The sequence below is a fragment of the Pseudomonas sp. FP597 genome, from assembly GCF_030687435.1.
GTDB classification, from domain to species: domain Bacteria; phylum Pseudomonadota; class Gammaproteobacteria; order Pseudomonadales; family Pseudomonadaceae; genus Aquipseudomonas; species Aquipseudomonas lactucae.
Genome location: NZ_CP117432.1, coordinates 1,020,300 through 1,046,071, shown reverse-complemented (window position 1 = coordinate 1,046,071; position 25,772 = coordinate 1,020,300). Strand labels below are relative to the sequence as shown.

Annotated in this window: 18 protein-coding genes and 1 pseudogene; 6 read left to right on the top strand and 13 right to left on the bottom strand. The window is 62.4% G+C overall.

Annotated features, from left to right (window positions below):
• Positions 1–359 precede the first annotated feature (359 nt).
• Positions 360–1,774, top strand: a pseudogene (ltrA, locus tag PSH66_RS04785) (group II intron reverse transcriptase/maturase).
• Between the two features lie 88 nt (positions 1,775–1,862).
• Here the strand turns inward: ltrA and PSH66_RS04780 are convergent.
• The 4 genes from PSH66_RS04780 to PSH66_RS04765 all read right to left on the bottom strand — a co-directional run bounded on the left by PSH66_RS04780 (position 1,863) and on the right by PSH66_RS04765 (position 3,937).
• The gene (locus PSH66_RS04780) at positions 1,863–2,138 is read right to left on the bottom strand and encodes a type II toxin-antitoxin system RelE/ParE family toxin (RefSeq protein ID WP_305428489.1); all 276 of its coding nucleotides are present in this window, start codon (positions 2,136–2,138) and stop codon (positions 1,863–1,865) included.
• Positions 2,138–2,404: a CopG family ribbon-helix-helix protein gene (locus PSH66_RS04775; protein WP_305428488.1), complete on the bottom strand. Its 267-nt coding sequence runs from the start codon at positions 2,402–2,404 to the stop codon at positions 2,138–2,140. The genes PSH66_RS04780 and PSH66_RS04775 overlap by 1 nt, the downstream gene beginning before the upstream one ends.
• A gap of 65 nt (positions 2,405–2,469) precedes the next feature.
• Positions 2,470–3,255, bottom strand: a complete 786-nt coding sequence (locus tag PSH66_RS04770; RefSeq protein WP_141064350.1) for a tetratricopeptide repeat protein — start codon at positions 3,253–3,255, stop codon at positions 2,470–2,472.
• 1 nt (position 3,256) lies between these two features.
• A complete protein-coding gene (locus PSH66_RS04765) occupies positions 3,257–3,937 on the bottom strand; it encodes a Fe2+-dependent dioxygenase (RefSeq protein ID WP_003171708.1) in 681 nt (226 codons plus the stop codon).
• A 207-nt stretch (positions 3,938–4,144) separates the two neighbouring features.
• Between PSH66_RS04765 and PSH66_RS04760 the strand changes: the two genes are divergently transcribed.
• Both PSH66_RS04760 and PSH66_RS04755 read left to right on the top strand, forming a co-directional pair.
• The gene (locus PSH66_RS04760; protein ID WP_305428487.1) at positions 4,145–6,430 is read left to right on the top strand and encodes a TonB-dependent siderophore receptor; all 2,286 of its coding nucleotides are present in this window, start codon (positions 4,145–4,147) and stop codon (positions 6,428–6,430) included.
• 136 nt (positions 6,431–6,566) lie between these two features.
• Complete coding sequence (locus PSH66_RS04755) at positions 6,567–9,092, top strand: sulfite reductase flavoprotein subunit alpha (RefSeq protein WP_003171706.1); 2,526 nt, start codon at positions 6,567–6,569, stop codon at positions 9,090–9,092.
• A 50-nt stretch (positions 9,093–9,142) separates the two neighbouring features.
• Here PSH66_RS04755 and PSH66_RS04750 read toward each other — a convergent pair whose 3' ends face one another.
• From PSH66_RS04750 to ptsP, 4 genes are all read right to left on the bottom strand, one after another.
• Complete coding sequence (locus PSH66_RS04750) at positions 9,143–10,684, bottom strand: alkaline phosphatase (RefSeq protein ID WP_003171705.1); 1,542 nt, start codon at positions 10,682–10,684, stop codon at positions 9,143–9,145.
• Between the two features lie 88 nt (positions 10,685–10,772).
• Entirely contained in the window at positions 10,773–12,491 is a 1,719-nt protein-coding gene (locus PSH66_RS04745) for a PTS fructose-like transporter subunit IIB (RefSeq protein WP_305428486.1), read from the bottom strand.
• Positions 12,492–12,502: 11 nt separating this feature from the next.
• Positions 12,503–13,423 (bottom strand): 1-phosphofructokinase, encoded by a 921-nt coding sequence (gene pfkB / locus PSH66_RS04740; RefSeq protein ID WP_003171702.1) that lies wholly within the window; start codon positions 13,421–13,423, stop codon positions 12,503–12,505.
• Complete coding sequence (ptsP, locus tag PSH66_RS04735) at positions 13,424–16,282, bottom strand: phosphoenolpyruvate--protein phosphotransferase (protein ID WP_141064344.1); 2,859 nt, start codon at positions 16,280–16,282, stop codon at positions 13,424–13,426. It lies immediately after the preceding gene.
• A 293-nt stretch (positions 16,283–16,575) separates the two neighbouring features.
• Between ptsP and cra the strand changes: the two genes are divergently transcribed.
• Both cra and PSH66_RS04725 read left to right on the top strand, forming a co-directional pair.
• Complete coding sequence (cra, locus tag PSH66_RS04730) at positions 16,576–17,571, top strand: catabolite repressor/activator (RefSeq protein ID WP_003171698.1); 996 nt, start codon at positions 16,576–16,578, stop codon at positions 17,569–17,571.
• A gap of 2 nt (positions 17,572–17,573) precedes the next feature.
• Positions 17,574–18,350, top strand: coding sequence for a TatD family hydrolase (locus PSH66_RS04725; protein WP_305428485.1), 777 nt, complete (start codon positions 17,574–17,576; stop codon positions 18,348–18,350).
• Here PSH66_RS04725 and PSH66_RS04720 read toward each other — a convergent pair.
• From PSH66_RS04720 to PSH66_RS04700, 5 genes are all read right to left on the bottom strand, one after another.
• Entirely contained in the window at positions 18,297–18,728 is a 432-nt protein-coding gene (locus PSH66_RS04720) for a hypothetical protein (protein WP_003171696.1), read from the bottom strand. The two genes, PSH66_RS04725 and PSH66_RS04720, sit on opposite strands and share 54 nt — an antisense overlap.
• A 127-nt stretch (positions 18,729–18,855) precedes the next feature.
• Positions 18,856–19,560 (bottom strand): methyl-accepting chemotaxis protein, encoded by a 705-nt coding sequence (locus PSH66_RS30060; RefSeq protein WP_370694843.1) that lies wholly within the window; start codon positions 19,558–19,560, stop codon positions 18,856–18,858.
• Between the two features lie 1,507 nt (positions 19,561–21,067).
• The gene (gene ampE, locus PSH66_RS04710) at positions 21,068–21,904 is read right to left on the bottom strand and encodes a regulatory signaling modulator protein AmpE (RefSeq protein WP_141064340.1); all 837 of its coding nucleotides are present in this window, start codon (positions 21,902–21,904) and stop codon (positions 21,068–21,070) included.
• Positions 21,901–22,464 (bottom strand): 1,6-anhydro-N-acetylmuramyl-L-alanine amidase AmpD, encoded by a 564-nt coding sequence (ampD, locus tag PSH66_RS04705; protein WP_078823228.1) that lies wholly within the window; start codon positions 22,462–22,464, stop codon positions 21,901–21,903. The genes ampE and ampD overlap by 4 nt, the downstream gene beginning before the upstream one ends.
• Positions 22,465–22,525: 61 nt before the next feature.
• Positions 22,526–24,676 carry a DUF1631 domain-containing protein gene (locus PSH66_RS04700; RefSeq protein WP_305428483.1) on the bottom strand — a complete coding sequence of 717 codons (2,151 nt, stop codon included), beginning with the start codon at positions 24,674–24,676 and terminating at the stop codon, positions 22,526–22,528.
• Positions 24,677–24,920: 244 nt separating this feature from the next.
• On the opposite strand from PSH66_RS04700, the gene nadC reads away from it, so the two are divergent.
• Complete coding sequence (nadC, locus tag PSH66_RS04695) at positions 24,921–25,769, top strand: carboxylating nicotinate-nucleotide diphosphorylase (RefSeq protein ID WP_003171690.1); 849 nt, start codon at positions 24,921–24,923, stop codon at positions 25,767–25,769.
• The last annotated feature ends 3 nt before the right edge of the window (positions 25,770–25,772 follow it).

Sequence of the window (25,772 nt, the reverse complement as noted above, 5' to 3'; positions counted from 1 at the left end):
GGAGGTGAAAGTCCTCTACACACCCGGCAAGGGGAAGTGTTAGCCAGAGGCAAGGGTGTCGCGGGTGACTGCGAATCTGAAGGAAGCCCGAGGCAAAATGCTGGCCTGACGAACAGGAAGCGGATAGAGGCGGCGTAGCGGGGTAAGACGGCGCAAATCGTTAAAGCCCAATACTTGCACGGAACGCTACGACGTAGATCCGACAGGCATAAGCAGGAAGGTCGCGCGAATTACCCTGGGAGATCTGTAGGTTTGCCACTGTGCTACCGGGCGTCGAGAGGCGACGGGATGAACCTGCAGAAGTCAGCCGAGGCCGTAGTAAGTGACGAATAACCACGTCATCAAGGGCTGAACAGGTTATGCCGCCGGTAGGCGTCAGAGTCTCGTTGAATACCGAAATGCAGAAATTTCTCCCAGAGAAAACTGTTACTCCGAGTTCCGGACAGTATCCGAGGATGACGGCTGACAGCGCAGAGGTATCGGCGGCGTCTGTGGCGCGGACGAAAGCGGAGCCGGACACGCTGATGGCGCGGGTGCTCGCACCCGTCAACCTCAAGCGTGCGTATCACCGTGTGGTCAGCAACAAGGGCGCGCCGGGTGCCGATGGCATGACGGTCGAGCAATTGGCGGACTACACGAATCAGTATTGGCCGATCCTCAAGGCTCGGTTGCTGGCCGGTGAGTATCACCCGCAAGGTGTACGCGCCGTTGAAATCCCCAAGCCCAAGGGAGGAACGCGACAGCTGGGCATTCCCAGTGTAGTGGACCGCCTGATCCAGCAGGCTTTGCTGCAACAGCTCACACCGATCTTCGACCCTCTGTTCTCGGATTACAGCTACGGCTTTCGTCCGGGCAGAAGCGCTCACCAAGCTATCGAAACAGCTCGCGCCCATGTGGCGGCGGGGAACCGCTGGTGCGTGGAGCTTGATCTTGAGAAGTTCTTTGATCGAGTCAACCACGATGTATTGATGGCCTGCATCGAACGTCAAGTCGAAGACAAGCGAGTGCTCAGGCTGATCCGTCGCTACCTCGAGGCTGGAGTCATGTCGGGTGGGATCGCCAGCCGACGGCAGGAGGGACGCCGCAAGGCGGTCCGCTCTCGCCGTTGTTGTCGAATATCCTGCTCAACGAACTCGACCGTGAACTGGAACGACGGGGCCACCGCTTTGTACGCTATGCCGACGACGCGAACATTTATGTGCGTAGTCGTCGCGCAGGCGAGCGTGTGCTGGCCGGGGTTGAACGCTTCCTGAATCAACACCTGAAATTGACGTTGAATCAGGAAAAGAGCCGTGTGGCACGGCCCTGGGCCTGTGACTACTTGGGTTATGGGATGAGCTGGCACCAACAGCCGAGACTAAGAGTGGCGACGATGAGCCTGGATCGCCTACGCGATCGGCTCAGAGCACTGCTGCGTAAAGCCCGGGGCCACAAGATGGCTAACGTCATTGAGCGGATCAACCCGGTGCTGCGTGGTTGGGCGGGTTACTTCAAGCTCAGCCAGAGCAGGAAACCACTCGAAGAATTGGACGGTTGGGTAAGACGTAAGCTTCGATGTGTCGTCTGGCGTCAATGGAAGCGGCCCTCTACGAGGGCGCGCAACCTGATGCGCCTGGGGATCCATGAAGGACGTGCTTGCACATCAGCGTTCAATGGCAGAGGTCCTTGGTGGAACTCGGGAGCGTCACATATGAATCAGGCGCTGCCGAAGAAACTGTGGAACCAGCTCGGACTGGTCTCGATACTCGATACGATCAACGGCTTATCCGCATGACCTGAACCGCCGTATACGGAACCGTACGTACGGTGGTGTGAGAGGACGGCGGATGTAAATCCGCCTCCTACTCGATCCGCCTGCAAAGTCAGCCGTCTTCACGGACATGCCATAAACGCAAAATATAGACGGTTGATTCTTGAATCTCGTACCGCATCTCGTAACTCCCAACCAACAGCCGTCTTACGTCTCGCGGCTCAAACTCTTCAACTCGTTCGCCGATGCGAGGGTTGCTCAACAAGCTGATAGGCGCCTGAGAAAGCGACTGCACCGTGCGTGCAGCCGCTTGGCGATTTACTACGGCAAGGAAGTCGAAAAGTCGAGCCAGGTCCGATAAGGCCCTACTCGTCCACTTCAACTCCATCAGAGTGGTACCGGAAGCGGGGAATCGGTGCTTAAGCTGTCCGCCCAGGCCTGAACCGCCCGTTGGTCAATCACGCGGCCGGCATCAACATCGGCCATGGCCTCCCGCGTAAGTCGGCTGCGCTCCTCCTCAAGATCGACCCAATCGGCGAGCGCTTGCTTGACGATCCAACCACGCGAACGATTCATTCGCGCCGCCATCTGATCCACTTTTTGCGCAAGTGCCGTGGGGACATGAGCTGTCAGAACTTTAGTGTCGGCGCCCATAAATGCTCTCTTCGCGATACTGCGAAACCAGTGATTAAAATTGAATCAGCCCTAATCAGAGTGATTTAGGTTTGAGCAGCAACCTCGACACCTTGCCGCTCATCGTTTAATTGAGCCAGGCGCTGCGCAAACTCTTTCGCCAAAGCTTTTATTTTGGGTTGTTTGGCATTTAAAAGGGCTGCGTATGCCACCCGCAAAAACTTCAGATTGCCGCCGGCAAGCGCTTTGTGCAGCCACTCCAGCGCCGTCTCGACCTGGCCTCTATCCGCCAGCACCGCCGCATAACTGAACTGCCCACGAAAATCCCCGCCTTCGGCCGAGCGGCGATACCAGTCCACGGCGGCCTGCGGGTCCCTCGGGCAATACTGACCGTCTTCCAGGTAGCGCCCCAGCAGGTTCATCGACTTGGCGTGGCCCTGCTCCGCCGCCCGACGATAGAAGGACAATGCTTGCGGCTGATCCTCAGCAACACCGCGACCGGTCGCCAGCAGGTTTGCGTAGTTGTATTGCCCCCAATCCAGCCCCGCCTCGGCGGCCAGACGGTATTGCTGCGCCGCCGCGGCTGCATCCGCCGGGCAGCCCCAGCCATGCTCCAGGCAACGCCCGGCCATATTGCGCGCCATCAGATGACCGCCCTGCGCCGCGATGCGGAACCAGCGCAACGCCAGCGCTTCATCGCGGGCAATGCCGCGCCCTTCCAGCAGGATTTGCCCGAGCAGGGCCTGGGCATCCACCACGCCTTCCTTGGCCGCGATCAGGATCGCTTGGGCGGCGCGCACCGGCGCGTCGTCGAGCATGCTCTGCAACTGTTCGACATTGAGCACTTCCTGGCGGCGTAACAAAAAGCCCATCTCAGACCTCGACCCAGCGACGCAACAGGTTGTGGTAGGTGCCGGTGAGCTGGATCAACGCAGGGTGGTCGGGCACATCCGCGGTCAATTGCCGGATCGCGCCGTCCATCTCGAACAGCAGGGTGCGCTGGCTGTCTTCGCGCACCAGGCTTTGGGTCCAGAAGAACGAAGCGTAGCGCGCGCCACGGGTCACGGCGTTGACTTTGTGCAGGCTTGAGCCGGGGTACAGCACCATGTCGCCGGCGGGCAATTTGACGCGTTGCAGGCCGAAGGTGTCCTGGATCTCCAATTCGCCGCCGTCGTATTCGTCGGGATCGCTGAAGAACAACGTGGATGACAGGTCGGTGCGCACGCGCTCGTGACTGCCTTTGGGCTGGCGCACCGCGTTGTCGATATGGAAGTCGAAACTGCCGCCTGCGGTGTAGCAGTTGAGCAGCGGCGGAAACACCTTGTGCGGTAACGCCGCCGACATAAACAGCGGGTTTTGCCACAAGCGTTCAAGCATCGCCGCGCCGATTTCCTTGGCCAATGGGTGGCCTTCGGGCAACTGCAGGTTGTGTTTGGCTTTGGCGGACTGGTGCCCGGCGGTGATTTTGCCGTCGGCCCAATCGGCGTCTTCAAGGGCCTGACGGATGCGCTGCACTTCCTCGCGAGAGAACAGGCCGGGAATATGCAGCAACATGAGGGCAACACCTGAAAACAAGGAGGCGCCAATGGTATTGATTCTTATCCGCCATGTAAAACGTGCAGGACGAATGAGAGGCTAAAAACCGTAACGCAGAAGTGTAAAGAATGTAAATTCAATGCAATTAGCAATGTATCGCAATTGATATGAAGTCTTGTTCACCCTATATTCCGCGGCCTCACATCCTTGGGGAAAGGACACGTCATGTCGCGCACTACGCTAAAAACAACGGCCGGTTCACCACGCTTGCTGGCCTCGGCCATCGGCGTTGCCATCGGTGCCAGCTCCGCCGCCCACATGGCGCAGGCAGCCGAAGACACTGAGCAGAAAGGCCAGCGCAACAGCATCTCCCTGGGGGCCACCAGTATCACCGGGGAAGAACAGGACAACACCTCCTACCAGGTCGAAAAAGCTTCATCGCAGAAGTACACCGCGCCACTGGTGGACACTCCGCGCTCGGTCACCGTGGTGCCACAACAAGTGCTCAAGGACACCGCCGCCACCTCGTTGCAGGATGCCTTGCGCACCGTGCCAGGCATCACTTTTGGTGCCGGTGAAGGCGGTAACCCGCAGGGCGATCGTCCGTTCATCCGTGGGTTTGACGCCCAGGGCGACACTTACCTGGACGGCGTGCGCGACACCGGCGGCCAGAGCCGTGAAATCTTCGACATCGAATCGATCGAAGTCAGCAAAGGCCCGAACTCCTCGTTCGGCGGTCGTGGCTCGGCCGGTGGCAGCCTCAACCTGGTGAGCAAGACCCCACAGGCGCGGGACTTCACCAACGGTGGCTTCACCTACGGCTCCGACCAGACCCGCCGCTACGTACTCGACGTGAACCGCCAGTTCCTCGACGACAGCGCCGCGTTCCGCCTGAACCTGATGAGCCACGAGCAGAACGTCGCCGGCCGCGATGCGGTGAACTACGACCGCTGGGGTGTGGCCCCATCGCTGACCTTCGGCCTGGGTACCCCGACCCGCGTCAACCTCAGTTACTACCACGTGGAAAGCAACGACCTGCCGGACTCGGGCATTCCCTACGGTTACGGTTCGGCGACCGCCACCGCCCACGTGCACGACAAACCCACCGACGGCGGTGACAGCAACAACTTCTACGGCCTCAAGGATCGTGACTTCCGCAAGACCCGCGCCGACATCAGCACCGTCTCTGTCGAGCACGACCTGAACGACAACATGACCCTGAAAAACACCCTGCGCCACGGCAGCACCGGCCAGGACTACGTACTCACCCAGCCGGATGACAGCAAGTTCAACGTCAACCGCTTCGGCACCGTGTGGCGCCGCGCCAACACCCGCGTGTCCACCACCACGACCACCACCAACCAGACCGACCTGTTCGGCAACTTCCAGGCCCTGGGTTTCAAGCACAGCTACTCCACCGGCCTGGAGTTCACCGGTGAAGAAACCCGCGTCAGCAGCTACACCGTCAGCCCGAACGCCAACCCGGTCTGCACCGTGGCCGGCGGCGGTCGCGGCGGCCAGTGCACCTCGCTGAGCAACCCGAACCCGGATGACGCCTGGGCCGGCAGCATCGCGCGCAACTACAACGGTACCAACACCAAGGCCACCAGCCGCGCCGCCTATGTGTTCGACACCATCGAGCTGGACCCGAAATGGCTGCTCAACGTCGGCCTGCGCTACGACACCTTCGACACCGAGGCCAACACCAACGCCGCCACCGGGCGCAGCAAAATCAAGGACGACAGCCAGTTCTTCAACTGGCAGGCCGGCCTGGTCTGGAAGCCTGTGGAGAACGCCAGCATCTATGCCTCCTATGCCACCTCGGCGTCGCCGGCCGGTGGCCTGGTGGGTGAAGGCGCCGACGGTAATCCGCTGTCGGCGGGCGCCGCATCGAGCGACCTGCAACCGGAAGAAACCGTCAACTACGAGTTGGGCACCAAGTGGGACCTGTTCCACGACCGCCTCTCGCTGACCGCTGCGGTGTTCCGTACCGAGAAGAAAAACACGCGCATCCTGGTCGACGCTCTCACCTACCAGAATGCCGGTGAATCCCAAGTCGATGGCGTCGAGCTGTCCGCCAGCGGCAAGATCACCGATCAATGGCAAGTATTCGCGGGCTACAGCTACCTGGACAGTGAACTGGTCAAGGCCGGCCGTAACGGTCGCAACGGGGTGATCAGCGCAGGTTCCAACGAAGGCAACCAAATGCCCAACACGCCGAAGAACAGCTTCAGCCTGTGGACCACCTATGACATCACCTCGAAGCTGACCGTCGGCGGTGGCGCGTTCTATGTCGACGACGTTTACGGTGATGTGGGCAACACTGTTTACGTGCCGTCCTACACCCGCTACGACGCCATGGCCAGCTACAAGTTGACCAAAAACGTCGACCTGCAACTGAACGTGCAGAACCTGACTGACAAGGTCTACTACGACAAGGCCTACAGTTCGCACTTCGCCAACCAGGCGGCGGGGCGCACGGCGCTGCTGACCACCAGTTTCCACTTCTAACCAACGGCGTCACCCGGCAAACGGCCCCACGCATCGGATGCGCGGGGCTTTTTTGTGTAAAACAGAATGTTTCTCGACAAGCCACGGCATAATGCGCGCCGTGCCCTACATATCCGGATAGACGAGGCGGTCAGACGTGTTGAAGAAAACCCTGTTCCAGTTGCACTGGTTCTTCGGCATCAGTGCCGGGCTGGTGCTGGCCTTGATGGGGATCACCGGGGCTGCGGTCTCGTTTCAGGATGAAATACTGCGGGCGCTCAACCCCAGCGTACTGAGCGTAGAAAAACGCGAAGCCGGCGTGCTGCCGCCCGCCGAACTGGTGCGCAAACTGGAAGCCACCGAAGGCAAGACCGTGGCCATGCTCTGGGTCGAACGCGACAGCGGCCTCGCCGCGCGCGTGGCCTTCACCCCGCCGCCAGGCGAGCGCCGGGGCCAGATGCGCTACTTCGATCCCTACACCGGCGACTACCGGGGTGAGGTGGTTGGACAGGACGTCTTCGGCTTTATCCTGCAGTTGCACCGCTTCCTCGCCATGGGCGAAACCGGCCGACAGATCACCGGCGCCTGCACCCTGATCCTGGTGTTTTTCTGTCTCTCTGGCTTGTACCTGCGCTGGCCGCGCCAGGTCGCGAACTGGCGTGCATGGCTGACCCTGGACTGGCGAAAAAAAGGTCGCAGTTTCAACTGGGACCTGCATTCGGTATTCGGCACCTGGTGTCTGCTGGCCTATCTGCTGGCGGCGTTGACGGGATTGTCCTGGTCCTACGACTGGTACAGCCAGGGTCTGACCAAACTGTTGTCCGACGCCCCGCAAAACGAGCGGGTACGCACACGTGGCCCCGCGCCCGCGGGCCCGGCGCCGATCGCCAATTACGATGCGATCTGGAGCAGCATCTACAGCAACGCCGGTCCCGGCTTGAGCGCCTACAACATCCGCATGCCAGCGGTTGCCGGCCAGCCCGCCACCGTTTATTACCTGCTGCAAAACTCGCCCCACGACCGCGCGCTGAACCAGATCAACCTCGACCCGGCCACCGGCGAGGTCAAATCCCATGATCAGTACGCCAACAAAAGCGTCAAGGCGCAGTTGCTGACCAGCATTTATGCACTGCACACCGGCAGCTACTTCGGCCTGATCGGGCGCATCATCCTCACGCTCAGCGCGGTGCTGATGCCGCTGTTCTTTATCACCGGCTGGCTGCTGTACCTGGACCGTCGCCGCAAAAAACGCCAGGTGCGCGATGCCCGCCAAAGCCTGGCCGCCAACCACAGCGATGCGCCCGCCTGGCTGATCGGCTTTGCCAGCCAGAGCGGCTTTGCCGAGCAACTGGCCTGGCAGACCGCCGGGCAATTGCAGGCGGCCGGCCTGCCGGTGAAGGTGCAGCCTCTGGGTAGCGTCAGCCAGGCCGACCTGCGTCAGTCGCACAATGCACTGTTTGTGGTGAGCACCTTCGGCGACGGCGAAGCCCCGGACAGCGCCCGTGGTTTCGAACGCAGCGTGCTCGGCCAAACCCTGTCCCTCAAGAGCCTGAACTACTCGGTACTGGCCCTGGGTGACCGCCAGTACGAACACTTCTGCGGCTTTGCCCGGCGCCTGCATTTCTGGCTGACCAACCAGGGCGGCAACCCGTTGTTCGCCCCGGTGGAAGTGGACAGCGGTGACACCGCCGCGCTGCTGCACTGGCAACAACAGCTGGGGCAACTGACCGGCCACGCGCCCGCAGCGGCATGGCCCGCCGCGCAATACGAACACTGGACACTCAGCCAGCGCCGCCTGCTCAACCCGGACAGCAGCGGCTCGGCCGTGTACCTGTTGGGCCTGACCCCGTCCTCGCCACACACCTGGCAAGCCGGCGACCTGGTGGAAGTGCTACCGCGCAATGGCCCCCGGGCCATCGAGCACTTCCTTGAAGGCCTGGGCCTGGCGGGCAACGACGATGTGCTGATCGACGGCCTGGCCCAACCCCTCAACCAGGCCCTGGCCAGTCGCCAATTGCCGGACAACCGCACTCATCTGGTCGGCCTGCACGCCCAGGCGCTGGTGAATGCCCTGGTGCCTCTGGGCATGCGCGAATACTCGATTGCCTCGATTGCCAGCGACGGTGTACTGGAACTGATCGTGCGTCAGGAATGCCACCCCGACGGCAGCCTGGGCCTGGGTTCGGGTTGGCTCACCGAGTACGCGTCCATCGGTTCGGGCATCAGCCTGCGGTTGCGCCGCAACAGCGGCTTCCACCTGCCGGACGCGCCGGTGCCGTTGATTCTGCTGGGCAACGGCACCGGCCTCGCCGGCCTGCGCAGCTTGCTCAAGGCGCGTATTGCAGACGGCCAACAGCGTAACTGGCTGTTGTTCGGCGAACGCAATATCGCCCACGACTATCTGTGCCAGGACGAACTGCAAAGCTGGCTGGCCAGTGGTGATCTGGCCTTGCTGGACCTGGCCTTCTCGCGGGATCAGGCAGAAAAGATCTACGTACAGGACCGACTGCGTGAATCGGCGGATGTATTGCGTAAATGGCTGGCCGATGGCGCGGCGATCTATGTGTGCGGCAGTTTGCAGGGCATGGCCGCGGGCGTGGATCAGGTGCTGCACGACGTCCTCGGACGTGAGACGGTGGAGCGCTTGATTGAGCAAGGCCGTTACCGTAGAGACGTGTACTGATGCGATCCAATGTGGGAGCAGCCCCTCCCACATTTGGACCGCATTTCAGGTCAGACTGGTTGTAGTTTTTGCTCAAATACTGAGACGCCATCCAAGTCCCGCAGGACCACCGTCAACTCCGCCGTCTGCCCATCAATATTCACCTCGCCAAAAAACTGAAACCCGGCAAACGGCGAGGTGTTCTGCGCAGGCGGTGCCTTCTCGAACACCACCTCTGGGCCAAAGGTCTTATCCAGCGGATTGGGTCCAAAGCTCCCCGCATTCAGGGGCCCGGCGACAAACTCCCAGAACGGCTCAAAGTCCTGGAACGCCGCGCGATCCGGATGGTAGTGATGCGCTGCGCAGTAATGCACATCCGCCGTCAGCCACAGATGATTGCGCACCTGCTGCGCCTTTAAAAAACCCAGCAGCTCGGCGATTTCCAGTTCGCGCCCTTGCGGCGCGCCCGGGTCGTTGTTGGCAATCGCCTCCCAACGCGCCACACCGGGGCTGACCTCACCGTCGGGCACACCAAGGCCAATCGGCATATCGGCGGCAATCACCTTCCACTGCGCCTTGGAGGCCTTGAGTTCGCGCTTGAGCCAGTCCAACTGCTCGCGGCCAAGGAAGGGTTTTTCGCCGCCCAGGTTGTCATCGTTGCCGCCGCGATAGCTGCGCATGTCGAGCACAAACACATCCAGCAGCGGGCCATAGCTGAGCTTGCGATAAATGCGGCCGCCACCGTCGGCGCTTTGCCGGCGCATGGGGGAATATTCCAGCCAGGCCTGACGCGCACGGCCCACCAGGGTGTTGATGTCCTTGGTCTGGTAGCGCTCATCGAGTTGCTTGCTCGGCGACCAGTTGTTCACCACCTCATGGTCATCCCACTGCCAGATCTGCGGCACCTCGGCATTGAAGCGGCGCACGTTTTCATCCATCAGGTTGTAGCGGTAATTGCCGCGATAGTCGTCGAGGGTTTCGGCGACTTTGCTCTTGGCCTCGGTGGTGATGTTGCGCCAGATGCGCCCGCCCTCGGTGGGCAGTTGCGCCGGCACCGGGCCGTCGGCATAGATGGTGTCGCCGCTGTGGATAAAGAAGTCCGGCAGGCGCAGGCGCATGGCTTCGTAGATGCGCATGCCGCCGATGTCGGGGTTGATGCCGAAACCTTGTCCGACAGTGTCGCCACTCCAGACAAAACGGATGTCGCGGCGCTGTTGCGGCACGCTGCGCAGGTGGCCGAACCAGGGCTCGCTGGCGATACCGGTCTGGGCATCTTCGAAGTGCACACGGTAGAAAATCGCTTGGTCGGCAGGCAGTCCGCTGAGTTCGACGCGCGCGGTAAAGTCGCTGCCTTTGTCGGCCAGCGGCGAGACGAAGCGACGCGGGTTGCTGAACACGCTGCGGGTGTCCCACTCCACCACCATGCGCGCCGGGCGGTCGCTGCGGCTCCAGATCATCGCACGGTCGCCGAGCAGGTCGCCGGACTGCACGCCATCGGTGAGTTGCGGCCGGTCCTTGACCGACGCGATCACTGCCGGCGCCAGACCCGGCAGCAACAGGCCGGCACCGACGACTTGCATCACACGGCGACGGCCGAGATCGAAGTGACTCATGCGAGTGCCCTCTTGAGAATCAAAAGGGCACTAAAGCATGGTGGGATGAAGCCCATGTGACACATCTAAAGACACCGTTTGAATGGCGTCAGACTTTGGCGGTGGTGACTGCCAGCTCCACCGCTTCCGGGCGCTTGATCAGTGCGTACACCACCCCGGTCAGCAGGCTGCCGGCCACAATCGCCAGCAGATACAACAGCGCATGGTTGATCGCATTCGGGATCACCAACACGAACAACCCACCATGGGGCGCCGCCAGCACGCAGCCGAAGTACATCGACAAGGCACCGGTCAATGCACCGCCGGCGATGCAGGCCGGGATTACGCGCAGCGGGTCTTTGGCGGCAAACGGGATCGCGCCCTCGGAGATAAAGCACAGGCCGAGGATCATCGCGGCCTTGCCGGCTTCGCGCTCGGTCTGGGCAAATTTGCGCCGCGCCAGGAACGTGGCGATGCCCATGCCAATCGGCGGCACCATGCCGGCAGCCATGGTCGCTGCCATCGGCGCGCCGCTGGACGCCGCCAGCAATCCCACCGAAAACGCATAGGCCGCCTTGTTGATAGGCCCACCCAGGTCCACGCACATCATGCCGCCCAGCAGGATACCCAGCAGCACCGCATTGGTGGTGCCCATGGTGCTGAGGAAGCCGGTCAGCCCGGTGAGCATGCGCGCCACCGGCGGCCCCACCAGGTAGATCATCGCAAGACCGGTGAACAGGCTCGCCAGCAACGGGATGATCAGGATCGGCTTGAGCGCCTCCATGCTTTGCGGCAAGCGCACGGCACGGCTGATCAGCTTGACGCTGTAACCCGCCAGGAAACCGGCCAGGATGCCGCCGATAAACCCCGCGCCCAACGTGCCGGCCAACAGGCCGCCGATCATGCCCGGCGCAATGCCGGGACGGTCGGCAATCGAGTAGGCGATATACCCCGCCAGTAGCGGCACCATCAGCGTGAAGGCACTGTTGCCGATGGTTTTCAACGCGGCTGCGAGGGTGCCTGGCTGTTCGAACGCATGAATGCCGAACGCGAACGACAGCGCGATCAACAGCCCGCCCGCTACCACCATCGGCAGCATGAACGACACACCGGTGAGCAGGTGTTTGTACACACCGGTTTTTTCTTGCTTGGCCACCGCGCCGCTGGCCGCGCTTTCCACGGCACCCTCGGCCAGGGCCTTGTTGAGGGTTGCTTCGGATTGCTTGAGAGCAATGCCGGTGCCACAGCGATAGATCTTCTTGCCGGCGAAGCGCTCGGTGGCGACTTCGATGTCGGCGGCCAACAACACCACGTCGGCATCGGCGATGGCCTGCGGGCTCAACGGCGTACGCGCGCCGACCGAACCCTGGGTTTCGACCTGCAGGTCATAGCCCAGGCGCTTGGCGGTTTGCTGCAAGGCTTCGGCGGCCATGAAGGTGTGGGCCACGCCGGTCGGGCAGGCGGTAATCGCGACGATGCGCGGAGCATTTTTCGCACCGGCGGATGCATCGCTTGCGACGAATACCTGGGCCTCTTCAGCCCCGCGCCGCAGCACCGCGTCGACATCCGCCAACGCCTGGGCCGGGGTACTCTGGAACACGCGTTTGCCGACAAACCGCTGCATGTCCACCGGGGTGCTGCTGACCAGCAATACCCACTCGGCATCGTTGAGGGTCGCCTCGGACAATTGGCGTTCCGGGTGCTGCACATCCACCACTTCGACGCTGGTGCTCCACCCTTGGCGCTGCGCGGCGGCATCCAACAAGCGGGCGCACAGCACACTGGTGACCATGCCGTTGGGGCAGGCAGTAACAATGGCTAACTTCATCACAAACCCTCTTATTGTTCTGTCAGCGTGCGTACGACAACGCCGCTTTCGAGGCGCGCCAACTGCGCGTCATCGCTGATGCCAAAACCGATCTGCGTCACCGCCATCGCGGCAATCGCGGTGGCGCGGCGCAGGGTCTGCTCGGGCGTGTCGCCGCTGAGCAGCCCGTGGAGCATGCCGGCCAGCAGCGAGTCGCCGGCGCCAACAGTGCTGGCTACCGTCACTTGAGGCGGCGTGGCATGCAGAGTCGCAGCCGAGCTGTACCAGGTCACGCCGGCGGCACCGTCGGAAACCACCACGTGTTCCACACCCTGTCGATGCAGTTGGCTGACGGCATCGGTGGCGTTATCCAGCGCTTCGGCCAGCTCTTCAGTATTGGGCTTGACCATCCATGGCCCCGCCTTCAAACCGGCGCGCAGCGCTTCGCCGCTGGTGTCCAGAACCACCTTCAGACCGAGCGCCTTCAGTTGCTCCAGCATGTTCTGAAACCACTGCGGGCTGACGCCACGCGGCAAACTGCCGGCCACCACCACCGCATCGAAGTCAGGGCCGACGGTTGTGATCAGTGTCAGCAAGTCTTGTTGTGCCTGCTCACTCACCAGTGGCCCCGGCGCATTGATATCGGTGACCCGGCCGTCCTGTTCGGCAATCTTGATATTGCTGCGGGTCTCGCCCGGTACGCGAATGAACGAGTCGCCAAATCCCCGGCTGGCGATCAACACATCGAACGCCTGGGGGTTGGCACGCCCGAGAAAACCGCCCACGTTGACCACGTGACCGAGATCGGCCAGCACCTGGGCGACATTCACCCCCTTGCCGGCGGCGTGGGTGAGCAGGGTTTCGCTGCGGTTGACTTCACCGGGCGTCAGGCGCGGCAGGCGCACCGTCAGGTCCAACGCCGGGTTCAGCGTCAGGGTTAGAATCCTTGCCATTTACACGGCCTCCACTAGGGCACGCACTTCGGCGGGGGAGCCCACCGCCAGTGCTTGTTGCGCCAGGCTCTGGGCCTCGCTCAGACTGAATTCACGCACGCGCGCCTTCACTTCGGGAATGCTGCGGGCCGACACGCTCAACTCATCCACACCCAGGCCGATCAGCACCGGCACCGCCAGCGGGTCCGCCGCCAGCTCGCCGCACACACCGACCCATTTGCCATGGGCATGGGCCGCGCGCACGGTGATGTCGATCAGTTGCAACACCGCCGGGTGCAGGCCATCGGCCTGGGCCGACAAGGTCGGGTGGCCACGGTCGATGGCCAGGGTGTATTGGGTCAGGTCGTTGGTGCCGACGCTGAAGAAGTCGACTTCCTTGGCCAGCACCGGCGCCAGCAACGCGGCCGACGGGACTTCGATCATGATGCCCAGTTGCAGGTCCGCCACCGGAATTTCCAGGCGCAGGCGCTCGGTCATGTCGCGGGCCGCACGCCACTCATCGACGCTGCCGACCATCGGGAACATGATGCGCAACGGGCGGCTGTCCGCAGAACGCAGCAACGCGCGTAATTGCGCTTCCATGATCTGTGGGCGTTGCAGGGTCAGGCGAATGCCGCGCACGCCGAGGAAGGGGTTTTCCTCCTCGGCAATCGGCCAGTAAGGCAAGGGTTTATCGCCACCCACATCCAGGGTCCGCACCACCAGCGGACGCCCGCCGAGGCCGTCGAGCACGCGGCGGTATTCGGCCTCCTGGGTGGCTTCGTCCGGCGCTTGGGGATGCGCCATGAAAATCAGTTCGGTACGCAGCAGGCCGATGCCTTCGGCGCCCTGCTCCACCGCACTCGCCACACCGGCGCTTTCGCCGATGTTGGCGAACACTTCCACGGCATGACCGTCGCGAGTCACGGCCGGTTCGTGGCGCTGGGCCGCAGCGGCTTGCAGGCGCTGTTCGCGGGTGTCGCGTTCGACGGTGGCGCGTTGCAGGGTCGCGGCGTCGGCGTCCACATGCAGGCGGCCGCGCTGACCATCGAGCAACAGCGGCGTGCCGGCGGCCAGCAGCAGCACGCCGGGGCCGGCGCCGACCAGCGCAGGGATGCCCAGAGCACGCGCGACGATGGCGCTGTGAGCGGTGGCGCCGCCACGGGCGGTGAGGATACCGGCGACGCGAGTCGGGTCCAGGCGCGCGACATCGGAGGGGCCGACTTCGTCCATCACCAGTATGTAAGGCTCACTCGGCTCCTGGGCGCTTTCGACGCCGCACAATTGCGCCAGCACACGCCGGCCGATATCCCGCAGGTCGGCGGCACGCTCGGCGAGCAAGGCGTCCTGCAATGACTCCTGCTGCCTGGCGGCGGCTTCGATCACGCTCATCCAGGCGGCTTCGGCGCTCTCGCCCTGCTTGAGGCGGGTGTCGACTTCGTCGGTCAGTTCCGGATCGTCGAGCATTTCCTGGTGAGTGATGAAAATCTCACGGATCGCCTTGGACGGATTGCGTTCGATCAGGCCCTGGATATCGCGGCGCACGTCCGCCAGGGCGGCTTGCAGGCGCTGGCGCTCAATGGCCGAGGACTCGCCGCGCAGGGGGTAGTCGAATACTTGCTGGATCTGAATGTGCGCAGGACCGATGGCAATACCCGGCGCGGCCGCAATCGCCTGCACCTGGCTGCCGGCTGGCGGCGCGCTGACCACCGGCTCGATATCGAGCACTTCGGGCTGGGCGCTCACCGTCGGCAACGCCTCGACCTCTTCGCCAAGACCCTCCTGCACCGCCGCCAACAGCGCGGGCAGCGCATCGCCGGCGATGCTCGGCTCGGCGACAAATTCCAGCACCTGCCCGCGACGCGCACCGAGGCTGAGCAGCTTGCTCAGGCTTTTCACCGACACAGCACCCACTGAGCCATCGACGATGCGCACACGCAGGTCGCCTTCAAAACTCTTGGCCAATTGGGCGAGGATCTTCGCCGGGCGCGCATGCAGGCCATGGGCGTTAGCCAGGGTAATACGGGCACTCGGCCAGTCCGGCGGCAGTTCGCCGCCCAGCACTTCGAGCACCGCACGGCTGCTGGTGGCACGGCCCAATTCCTGGCCGCGGCCTTCGATCAGCAATGCGCATAGGCGCTCCAGCAGGGCTTGATGGGCCTCCCCCAGACTGGCCAGGCAGAACAGACCATTGAGCGGCTGACCGAGGTAACGCATCGGTTTATCCGGGGTCACAAACGCCAGGCCCGGACGTTTTACCGTCTGCTCGCTGTGCAGCCACCACAGGCCATCACCCAGGGGCAGCGCATCGACCTGCTGCAACACGGCGGCGAACCCGTTGCTCACGCAGTCGGCCTGGCGCAACAGGCGCGCACCTCTCCAGACCAGCTCTTCGAAGTCGTCGGCAGACACGCCCAGGCTGATCATCTGCGCATCCAGCGCCAGTTCCTGCGGCGCGCCTTGCAGCAGTTTCAGCAAGGCTTCGGCACTGCCGGCACGGCGCAGCGCCTGGCCCAGGTCGGTTTCACCCAGGGCGCGGGTGAGCAATTGCAGCAGGCGCAGGTGTTCATCGGATTGCGCGGCGATGCCGATCGCCAGGTAGACGATCTGGCCGTCGCCCCAGTCCACCCCTTCGGGGAACTGCAGCAGGCGCACGCCGGTGGCAAACACCTGGTCGCGGGTTTCGGGGGTGCCGTGGGGGATGGCAATACCTTGGCCGAGAAAGGTCGAACCTTGGGCTTCACGGGCTTGCAAACCGCTGAGGTAACCCTCGGCGACCAGGCCATCGGCCACCAGTTTGTCAGCGAGCAAGTGCAAGGCAGCAGACTTATCCACAGCCACCTGGCCCATGGATATCTGCTCGTGGGTGAGCTCAAGCATGCCGTTCTCCTAGTTAGTGCGCTGGTGCACTAGGTATTGTTTTGAATAAAACAGTGTAAAGGTGTTCTGCGATAACTGACTGAGCAGTCAATTGGCAGTAGCCACTCAGTCGCGAACATCGTAAAAATACGCCTGCTGAAACGTTTAATCTAGATTTTATGGCAGATTACGCGTTAATTGGCCATCCTTGAAGACCCACTCGGCACTTGAGCTGGGACATGGGTCCCGGGCTGGAATCGGTTAGGATTGGACAAAATGTCGGGGCAAGCTCTAAAAAACAAGGAAATCCCGGTTTGAAACTCAGTGATATCGCGCGTCTCGCCGGTGTGTCCGTGACCACCGCCAGCTACGTCATCAACGGCAAGGCCGAACAGCAACGCATCAGCAATGCCACCGTCGAGCGGGTGCGTGCCGTTGTCGAGGCTCATGGCTTTACCCCAAACCCACAGGCCGCCGGGCTGCGCAGCCGGCATACGCGCACCCTGGGCTTTATTCTGCCCGACCTGGAAAACCCCAGTTACGCACGTATCGCCAAGCTATTGGAACAAGGCGCCCGAGCGCGCGGCTATCAGTTGTTGATCGCCAGTTCCGACGACGATGCGGACAGCGAGCGCCAGTTGCTGCAACTGTTCCGCGCCCGGCGTTGCGACGCGTTGTTCGTGGCCAGTTGCCTGCCCGCCGACGACGACAGTTACCGCGAGCTGCAAGCCAAGGGCCTGCCGGTGATCGCTATCGACCGGGTGATGGCGCCGGAACAGTTCTGCTCGGTGGTCAGCGACGACCGCCAGGCCTGCCAGCAATTGACGGCCAGCCTGCTGCAACCGCTGCCCAAGCAGATCGTGCTGATCGGCGCACGGCCCGAGTTGAGCATCAGCCAGGAGCGCGCCGCCGGTTTTCGCGAAGCGCTGCAGGGGTTCACCGGTGAAATCATCGTCGAACACGCCGAAGCCTTCAGTCGCGAGGGTGGCCGCCAGTTGATGCAGCAATTGCTCCAGCAACTGGGGCACCTGCCTGATGCGCTGGTGACCACGTCCTATGTGTTGTTACAGGGCGTGTTCGACGCACTGCATGACTATCCGCTCAAATCACGCCCGCTGCGCCTGGGCACGTTTGGTGACACCCAGTTACTGGACTTTTTGCCACTGCCGGTCAACGCCATGGCCCAGCAACACCAGTTGATCGCGGACGCCGCCCTGCGCCTGGCGCTGGCGGCGATTGAAGAAGAGCAGTACCAGCCGGGCGTACACGCCATCGGCCGGACCTTCAAGCAGCGCATTATCGAGGCGTAAGCGTGGAGCTGATCGACACCCACACTCACCTGGACTTCGCCGACTTCGACACGGATCGGCGCGAAGTCCTCGCCCATAGCCGTGAATTGGGCGTGCGGCGCATGGTGGTGTTGGGGGTGTATCAGCAGAACTGGCAGAGGCTGTGGGATCTGGTGCAGGCCGATGAAGGTTTGTTCGCGGCCTTCGGCCTGCATCCGGTGTACCTCGACGACCACCGCCCCGCCGACCTGACCACCTTGGCCGACTGGTTGTCACGCCTGCATAGCCATCGGCAACTGTGCGCGGTCGGCGAAATCGGCCTGGATTATTTCCTGCAAACGCTGGATCGCGAACGCCAGCAAGCACTGTTCGAGGCGCAGCTTCAGCTGGCGGTGGATTTCCAGCTCCCGGCGCTGCTGCATGTACGCCGCAGCCACGCGGCGGTCATCGCCACGCTCAAGCGCATCCGCCTGCCACGCGGCGGCATTATCCACGCCTTTGCCGGCAGCCGCGAAGAGGCACACGAGTACATCAAGCTGGGCTTCAAGCTCGGCCTGGGCGGCGCCGCCACCTGGCCGCAGGCCTTGCGCATGCACAAGGTGCTGGCGCACCTGCCGCTGGACGCCGTGGTGCTGGAAACCGACGCGCCGGACATGGCCCCCGCCATGTACCCAGGCCGGCGCAACAGCCCTGAGCACTTGCCGGCGATCTGCGGCGCCCTGGCCGAGCGCATGGGCACAAGCCCGCTAATGCTGGCCGAGGCGAGCACACGCAATGCGTGCGAGCTGTTCAACTGGTAACGGCGCGGCGGCGATTTGCAGTTGCAGCGTCATTCTCTGCCGGTAACGGGCATAGCGCAGCGTTAGAAAGTGCATCAGGATCACCACCAGCGACACATTGAGCTGCCCGACCAGACTGATCAGCCCCAGCCACTCCGCCGCCAGGGCCACAATCAACACCGCACAGGTCAGCATGGTCATGCTCGGGCGTACCAGGGCCCAGTGGCCCAGCGACTTGAATTGGCGCATCTGCCGCGGGCATCTCAACTGCAGGATCTGCTGGCAATACGGGCAATCGAAGGGCTCCTCGATCGCGATGGCATTCAATTGCCAGGGTTTGAGTACAAACGTGATGTCGCAATGGGCGCAGTGCCCTTTGATGCCGATTGCAGCGGTCATCGTCGTGCCTCCCTTGGACCGTTAATAAGGTGAAACAAATTCTCACCTACTTACGCGTTCAAAAAAGACACACCGTGAAATACAGAAAAACGCCACACCGCTCGAAGACCGTTCTTACTCCCGCGTCCTACACGCGAAACGCCCCGATCAAATGCTTCAATTCGACCACCAGCAATGACAACTGCCGGCTCGCCGCTTCGGTCTGATGCGCCCCGTCGGCAGCATGTTCACCGGCACGGTTGATTTCGACGATGTTCTGGTCGATATCGTGGGCAACCGCGGTCTGCTGTTCCACGGCGGCGGCGATCTGCTGGTTCTGATCGACGATCATGCCGACGGCACCGAGGATGTTTTCCAGGGCCTGCTGTACCTGCTCCGACTGGCCCACGGTGCCATTCGCCATTGCATGGCTGGAGCCCATGGCGGTGACCGCCGCCGCCACCCCGTCGTGCAGACGGCTGATCATCTGTTCGATTTCCTCGGTGGACTGCTGGGTCCGTCGAGCCAGGGTACGCACCTCGTCGGCCACCACCGCAAAACCGCGCCCTTGCTCCCCCGCACGGGCCGCTTCGATCGCCGCGTTGAGCGCCAGCAGGTTGGTCTGCTCGGCGATGCTCTTGATCACCTCCAATACGCTGCTGATGGCCTGGCTGTCGGTGGCCAATTGGTTGATGACCCGCACCGACTGGTCGATTTCCAAGGCCAGCCGCGCAATGCTGCCTTGCTGGGATTGCACCAGGCTACGGCCACTGACGGTCTCATCGTTGACACTGTGGGCGCTGCTGACCGCCGCTGCGGCATTGCGTGCGACTTCCTGGGCCGTCGACGACATCTGGTTCATGGCAGTCGCTACCTGTTCGATCTGGCTGCGCTGACCGGACACCGCCTGGTTGCTCTGCGCCGAGACCGCTTGCACCTGGCCAGCCTGGCGCTCGACCTGGCTGACCGTGTGCCCGACACGTTCGATCAAGTCATGGATTTTCGCCACGGTGCCGTTGAACACCTGGCCCAGGTCGCCCAGTTCATCGCGACTGCGGGCAACGAAGGTCACGGTCATGTCACCGGCCGCGACCTTGTCCATCATGGCCCCCAGGCGCCGCAGGGTGGTGCGGGTAGAGGCGTAGAAACCGGCGTAAAGATAGAAAATCAGCAAGAACACCGCCGTCAGGCCCGAGATCAGCACCAGCATGTGCGTGCGGTTCTGCGCCAGCCGCTGCTCCAGTTGCTGGCCCAGGAAGGCCAGCGTGGCTGCATCGAGTTCATAGGTAGTGGCCATCAATTGACTGACCTCGTCGTAGAAGGCCGGCCAGGGCGCGTCGAGAGTTTCGGCCATCACCACCTGCTCTTCAAAAACTGCGCTGCCTTGCTTGAGGCTCCCATTGCTGGCCTTGGCCAGGCCATCGAGGGCGGCATGCGCGGCGCTGCTGGAACCCAGGGCGTCCTGCAACTTCAAGGCGTATTCGGCGTGGAGTTTTTCCAGCTGCTGCAACAATTCATCAAAGCGGGTGCTGGACGATGAGTTGAGGAAACCCTGGCCCAGGGAATACGCGCCCATCGCACGACCTTCGCCCAAGGTCTGGGTGACTTGCGGGGTGACACTGGTGATCAGCTCACTGAGTTGGCGCAGGTCGCTCTGGGAATCGCGGCTCAGGCCGGATTGGCTGGCGATGATCTGGCTGAGCATTTGCGCCTTGTTCAGCAGTTTGCCGATCAGCGCGCTTTTACTCATCAGCGAGGTTTCCTGTTGCTGGGCCGTAAAGGCGGCGATCAGTTCGTCGCGCTTGCCTTCGAAAACGACTATTTGCTCAGGCTCGCCGGCCACTGCGTTGAGGGCTTGCAAGCGGCTGAGCAGACTCTGTTCGAGGGTGCCGATCTGGCTCTCCAGGTCACCGGCCTTGCCCGATTGGCCGAGGGTTGCGTTGATCTGTACCTGGTTGTTGAGGGTTTCCAGATCACGACGCAACGCCAGGCTGCCGCCAAGCAGATCGAGGCTTTGCAGCTCGACTCGGGTGCCTTGGAATTCACGCCAGGAATCGCGCACCAGGTAATAGTTGGTCGCCAGCATCGGCAGCAGGAACAGCACGCTGATCAGGCTGAACTTCATGCTGAAGGTCAGGCGATTCATCAATGCGACAGCGGGATAGAGCAAGCTCTTCACAGGTGAACTCCCTTGTTTTTATTTTTATTGAGGCGCAGGGCGGCGGCACAAAGCCACTATTTGGCGCTCTGCCTGTATAGCTCAATTTGAAGGGGAGTTTTGTAACTTAAGGTTAACGAGGGGGGGAGTCCAGGGGGCTGCTAAGCAGCCCGGCGCGGGGCAAGCCCGCTGATGACAAGGATCAAGGCAATACGGTCCAGATGGCAAACCCGGCGTACCACAGCACCGCCGCGCGCAGCAGCAGTTCCCACAGGCGATCGAGGCTGCTGATACCGTCGGCCCCCACCACCGGAGCCGGAATTTCGGCGGCCACCAAGCCGACCTTTTCCACCAGTTGAGCCGCGCTGATGTCCCAGCTCAGCAGCTCATGAAGCATCACGCGGCTGACCGCAACAAAGTTGCCCACCAGCGCAAAGCTGGCCGCCAGCAAGCGAACCGGCAACCAATCGAAGGCATGTCGCAGTTGCCCGGCGCGCTCGGCCACCAACGGGTTGCGACTGTGCTCGCTGGCCAGCGCCAACAGGCGGTAAGCCAGGGCGGCGACGGGACCCAACAGGAAGTACCAGAAAATCACCGCGAAAAAACTCTGGTACGCCTGCCACAACAGGTGGCCCTGAACGCGTTCCAGCAACTGCTCGCCGCTGTCCGCGCCCAGCGCCAGATCGCGCTCGGCCACATGCTCGGCAGCCTGCAAGTCACCACGCCGCCAGGCATCGCGGAACGGGCCGAGCCCGGCCAGTAGATCGCCGCGCCCCAGGCTGTAGATCACCACCAACAGATGCACCGGCAGTGCCAACAAGCCATACGCCACCGGCTCCAGCACCAGAAGCAACAACGCCAGCAACGCCACCGGCAGCAGCACCAACAGGGTCAGAATCAGCCACGGCTGTTTGCCCATGCGCGGGCTCGATTCCAGCTTGGCCAATTCGCGCAACCAGCCACCATCACGCTGCAAACGTTGACGCAGGGCCGAGAATTTCTCGATCCACACGGCCAGTACCAATACCAGGAAACTCATCGTGCGTGTCCTCCATCCTGCAGGGCGCTGCGAAAGCGCGTCCAATCAAAAGCGGGGCCGGGATCGGTCTTGCGTCCAGGCGCAATGTCACTGTGGCCACAGATACGTTGCGGGGTAATACCGGGGTAAGCGCCGAGCAACTGACGGGTCAACTCGATCAGCGCCTCATACTGAGCATCGGTGAATGGCAGTTCATCCGTGCCTTCCAGCTCGATTCCCAGGGAAAAGTCATTGCAGGTTTCCCGCCCTTCGAAGCACGAAATCCCGGCATGCCAGGCACGATCGAGGCACGACACAAACTGCGTCACGGCGCCGTCACGCTCAATCAGAAAATGTGCAGATACCCGTAGGTCGGCAATCCCTTCAAAGTAGGGATGTTCCGTGACATCCAGGCGATTCTGGAAAAATTCCTGCACTTTACCCGTGGCGAACTGCGCCGGTGGCAGGCTGATGTTATGCACCACCAACAGTGAGACTTCGCCTGCGGGGCGCTCGTTGAAGTTGGGCGAGGGGCAATGACGGATGCCCTGGCACCAACCGCTGATGGGGTCCAACTGCATACAGGTTCCCTGAGTGAGACAACGTGTGACCAGTATGCCGCGTTCGACCCTGTGGTTGCGATCACTTGCCGCGATTGAGTTGCTGCAATCTGTCCACCACGGCGGCCAGCGCCCGTTCGAACAGGGGGCCGTCGTCCAACGTCTGCAGCGCGCCGCGCTTGAACGCCAGTGCCAACTGACCGGCGCTTTGCTCCAGGACCTTGAGCCCGGTGCGACTGACGAATATATAGGTGTCGGCCGGCGCCATGATCGCCGTCAACTTGCAGCGCAGGGTGTTGGCCTGGTCCTGCTGGTACATCACCCAGCCGCCGATGCGCAATTGGTGAACCTTGAGCAGGTCGGGATCATCGGCCGGCAGGTGTTCGCCTGAATCGGCGGGCAAGGTGCTGAGCACGAACGGCTCGCGCACTTCGATTAACGCCTCCACGCCTTCGGGCGCCTGGACATGCAGGGCCTGCAGGCGAACAAAGAAATCGCGCGTGCTGAAGGGGTCGAAGGCGGCACTGGTCAAACCGTCACGCAAGGCCTTGAGCAAGCCCGGCAATTGCTCCATCAGGTGCCGACCTGCCTCGGTATCGTCCGGCAGACCGACGCTCCAGACCAACTCGTCCATGGTGCGCAGCGCGGCCTGCCATTGCACCGATTGCTCACCATGCTTGAGGCTGGCCAACAGCATCACCTGGCTCCAGGCCTGTTGCAGGAACTGCACGACCGCTACCGGCAACACCTTGCCCAACAACCGTTGATTGAGCACATCCGCGACCCGCTGGCGGGCCGCTTCGGTGCGCATGCGGCCTTGTTCGGCGTCGCGCGTGTGTTGTTCCAGCAGCTCGCTGCGGCGCCACTCATCGGCCGTAAACGCGCTGAACTCGGTGAGCAGCTGGGAAAAAATCGCCGGGTCTTCGATGAATTCGTTGAGCAAGCGCTGCACCACCTGCTCGATGCGCACATACAGGTTGTCACGCGAGCAATCATCCCTGGAGCTCCAACCCAGGGCCGCCGCCGCAATTTCATTCAACAGGCGCCGCGCCGGATGGCTGGCGCGGCTGAGAACACTCTTGTCCAGCACCGCCACTTTCAGCATGGGTATCTGCAAACGTGCGATCAACGCCTTGAAGGCGTCCGGCACGCTGCGGTCATTGAGGATGAACTCGAACAACAGGGCGACCAGGTTGATCACATCCTCGTCCGCAACTTCCACCACCCGTGACCTGCCACTCTTGACGCTGACACGCGTCAGTAGCTGCTCGAGCTGGTTGCGCAGGTCGAAATCGTCCTCGGCTTGCGGCTCCGGCACGTACTGCTGCAGATGCGACAGCAGACGCAGCAGATCACGGCTGGAAATGGGCACAGGCTCGGCACTGGCCTCCAGAGTCGGCGCCACACTGCCGCGCACGGCGACCAGCAATTGCTGCAAGGCCGCAAAGGCTTCCTGGCCGGTTTCGTCAATGGCCAGGTCGGCGGTCGGCAGTGCCGGTTCGCGCTGGCAGTCACGTCCATCACGCCCACCGGGACGACGGGAGGGCACCGCCTTGAGTTCGGGCAACACGCCTGTGGCGATCAGCAATTGATTGGCTTCGCCATACAGTTGGTCGGCGTCACTGAGTACGTACTTTTCAAACAGCTTGAGCATGATCAGCTTGACGCGGATTTCCACCCCGAGGCTACGGCCCGCGCGCAGGAAAAACTCGCACAGCAGCGCCGGACCCAGGGGGTTCTCATGCTCATCCAGGTGCTTGCCCAGCACCGCGCTCAAGCGTGCGGTGAGCTGCGACAAGGCAAGACCATCACGGTTATGCACACGGCCCAGCATGGCCTCAAGTGCCACGGTTTTTTCCTGATCATCCCTGGACGCGCCCGAGGCCGTGTCATAGGACACCACCGGCAACAGTTGCCGGTCACCCAGCCCCGCATGGCCCAGGCCGGAAAAGGCTTCGAACAATTGCTCCATGAACACGCGCTCGAAATTCTTGCGCTTGAGGCGCAGGTCACGCATGGCTTCAAAGAAAATATGATGGTCGACGTCGTTGCGGGCCCTGTCGGCCATTTCAAACAAGGTGTCGTCGGCGTTATCGAACAGGTCCTGCAGCCCTTGCTGCAACTGCTGCGCAGCCTTGTCGCGAACCTGCAGCAACACCACCGGCAGGCGCGCGAGCGGCGATGGCGTGGCGTAGGCCTTGTTGAAGGGCAGCACCTTTCCGTCATTGTGCATCCTGGCCTCCTGAAACGGCGGTATCGGCTGGGGAGAAATCGGGCACAGGCCGGGTCAGGTCCTGTGGATCACCGGTCATCACCATGACGTCAAAGCTATGACGCCAATTGCAAGGCGCAGGATTATCTGGCAATTGGAGGGGCTTACGCCAGTAAACTCTGTTATGTGCCGGTAAATGAGCGGGTCGCTGGGTTCGAACGCACACTGCCCCTATAATCGGGGCACTTTGTTTGTGGAGCCTGTTATGCCGAATCTCCGTCTTGCCGACCTCACCGCCGAAATCGAAGCCAACGTGCGCCGCGCACTGCTGGAAGACATCGGCAGCGGCGACATCACCGCCCAGTTGATCCCGGCCGAACGGCTGGCCACGGCCACTATCATTACCCGCGATGCCGCGGTTATCGCCGGTACGGCCTGGGTGGATGCGGTATTTCGCCAGCTGGACCCGCGCGTCGCCGTGCATTGGCAGGTCACCGATGGCGAGCGTGTCAGCCCCAACCAGGCACTGTTCCACCTCGAAGGCCCGGCGCGCTCGCTGCTCAGCGGCGAACGTTCGGCGCTGAATTTCCTGCAACTGTTGTCGGGGGTGGCCACACGCGCGCAATTCCTGGCGGATGTTGTCGCCAGCACCCAGGTCAAGCTGCTGGACACCCGCAAAACCTTGCCGGGCCTGCGTCTGGCGCAGAAATATGCAGTGACCTGCGGTGGCTGCCACAACCATCGCATCGGCTTGTATGACGCGTTCCTGATCAAGGAAAACCATATCGCCGCCTGCGGCGGTATTGCCCAGGCCATCACCGCCGCGCACAAAATCGCCCCCGGCAAACCGGTGGAAATTGAAGTGGAAAGCCTGGATGAACTGCGCGAAGCCCTGGCGGCGGGCGCCGACATCATCATGCTCGATGAGTTGAGCCTGGAGGATATGCGTGAAGCCGTGCGCCTGAACGGCGGCAAGGCGAAGCTGGAGGCCAGCGGCGGGATCAATGAAAGCACCCTGCTGCCCATCGCTGAAACCGGTGTGGACTACATCTCCATCGGCGCGATGACCAAGGATGTGAAGGCAGTGGATTTGTCGATGCGCCTCAGTATCTGAGGG

Coding starts and splice junctions, on each gene's coding strand:
- PSH66_RS04745 (WP_305428486.1), bottom strand. CDS start 12,491: ATGAAGTTAGCCATTGTTACTGCCTGCCCCAACGGCATGGTCACCAGT.
- PSH66_RS04780 (WP_305428489.1), bottom strand. CDS start 2,138: ATGGAGTTGAAGTGGACGAGTAGGGCCTTATCGGACCTGGCTCGACTT.
- ampD (WP_078823228.1), bottom strand. CDS start 22,464: ATGCAGTTGGACCCCATCAGCGGTTGGTGCCAGGGCATCCGTCATTGC.
- ptsP (WP_141064344.1), bottom strand. CDS start 16,282: ATGCTTGAGCTCACCCACGAGCAGATATCCATGGGCCAGGTGGCTGTG.
- nadC (WP_003171690.1), top strand. CDS start 24,921: ATGCCGAATCTCCGTCTTGCCGACCTCACCGCCGAAATCGAAGCCAAC.
- PSH66_RS04750 (WP_003171705.1), bottom strand. CDS start 10,684: ATGAGTCACTTCGATCTCGGCCGTCGCCGTGTGATGCAAGTCGTCGGT.
- PSH66_RS04770 (WP_141064350.1), bottom strand. CDS start 3,255: ATGGGCTTTTTGTTACGCCGCCAGGAAGTGCTCAATGTCGAACAGTTG.
- PSH66_RS04760 (WP_305428487.1), top strand. CDS start 4,145: ATGTCGCGCACTACGCTAAAAACAACGGCCGGTTCACCACGCTTGCTG.
- PSH66_RS30060 (WP_370694843.1), bottom strand. CDS start 19,560: ATGTCGTCGACGGCCCAGGAAGTCGCACGCAATGCCGCAGCGGCGGTC.
- pfkB (WP_003171702.1), bottom strand. CDS start 13,423: ATGGCAAGGATTCTAACCCTGACGCTGAACCCGGCGTTGGACCTGACG.
- ampE (WP_141064340.1), bottom strand. CDS start 21,904: ATGAGTTTCCTGGTATTGGTACTGGCCGTGTGGATCGAGAAATTCTCG.
- PSH66_RS04765 (WP_003171708.1), bottom strand. CDS start 3,937: ATGTTGCTGCATATTCCCGGCCTGTTCTCTCGCGAGGAAGTGCAGCGC.
- PSH66_RS04700 (WP_305428483.1), bottom strand. CDS start 24,676: ATGCACAATGACGGAAAGGTGCTGCCCTTCAACAAGGCCTACGCCACG.
- PSH66_RS04720 (WP_003171696.1), bottom strand. CDS start 18,728: ATGACCGCTGCAATCGGCATCAAAGGGCACTGCGCCCATTGCGACATC.
- PSH66_RS04775 (WP_305428488.1), bottom strand. CDS start 2,404: ATGGGCGCCGACACTAAAGTTCTGACAGCTCATGTCCCCACGGCACTT.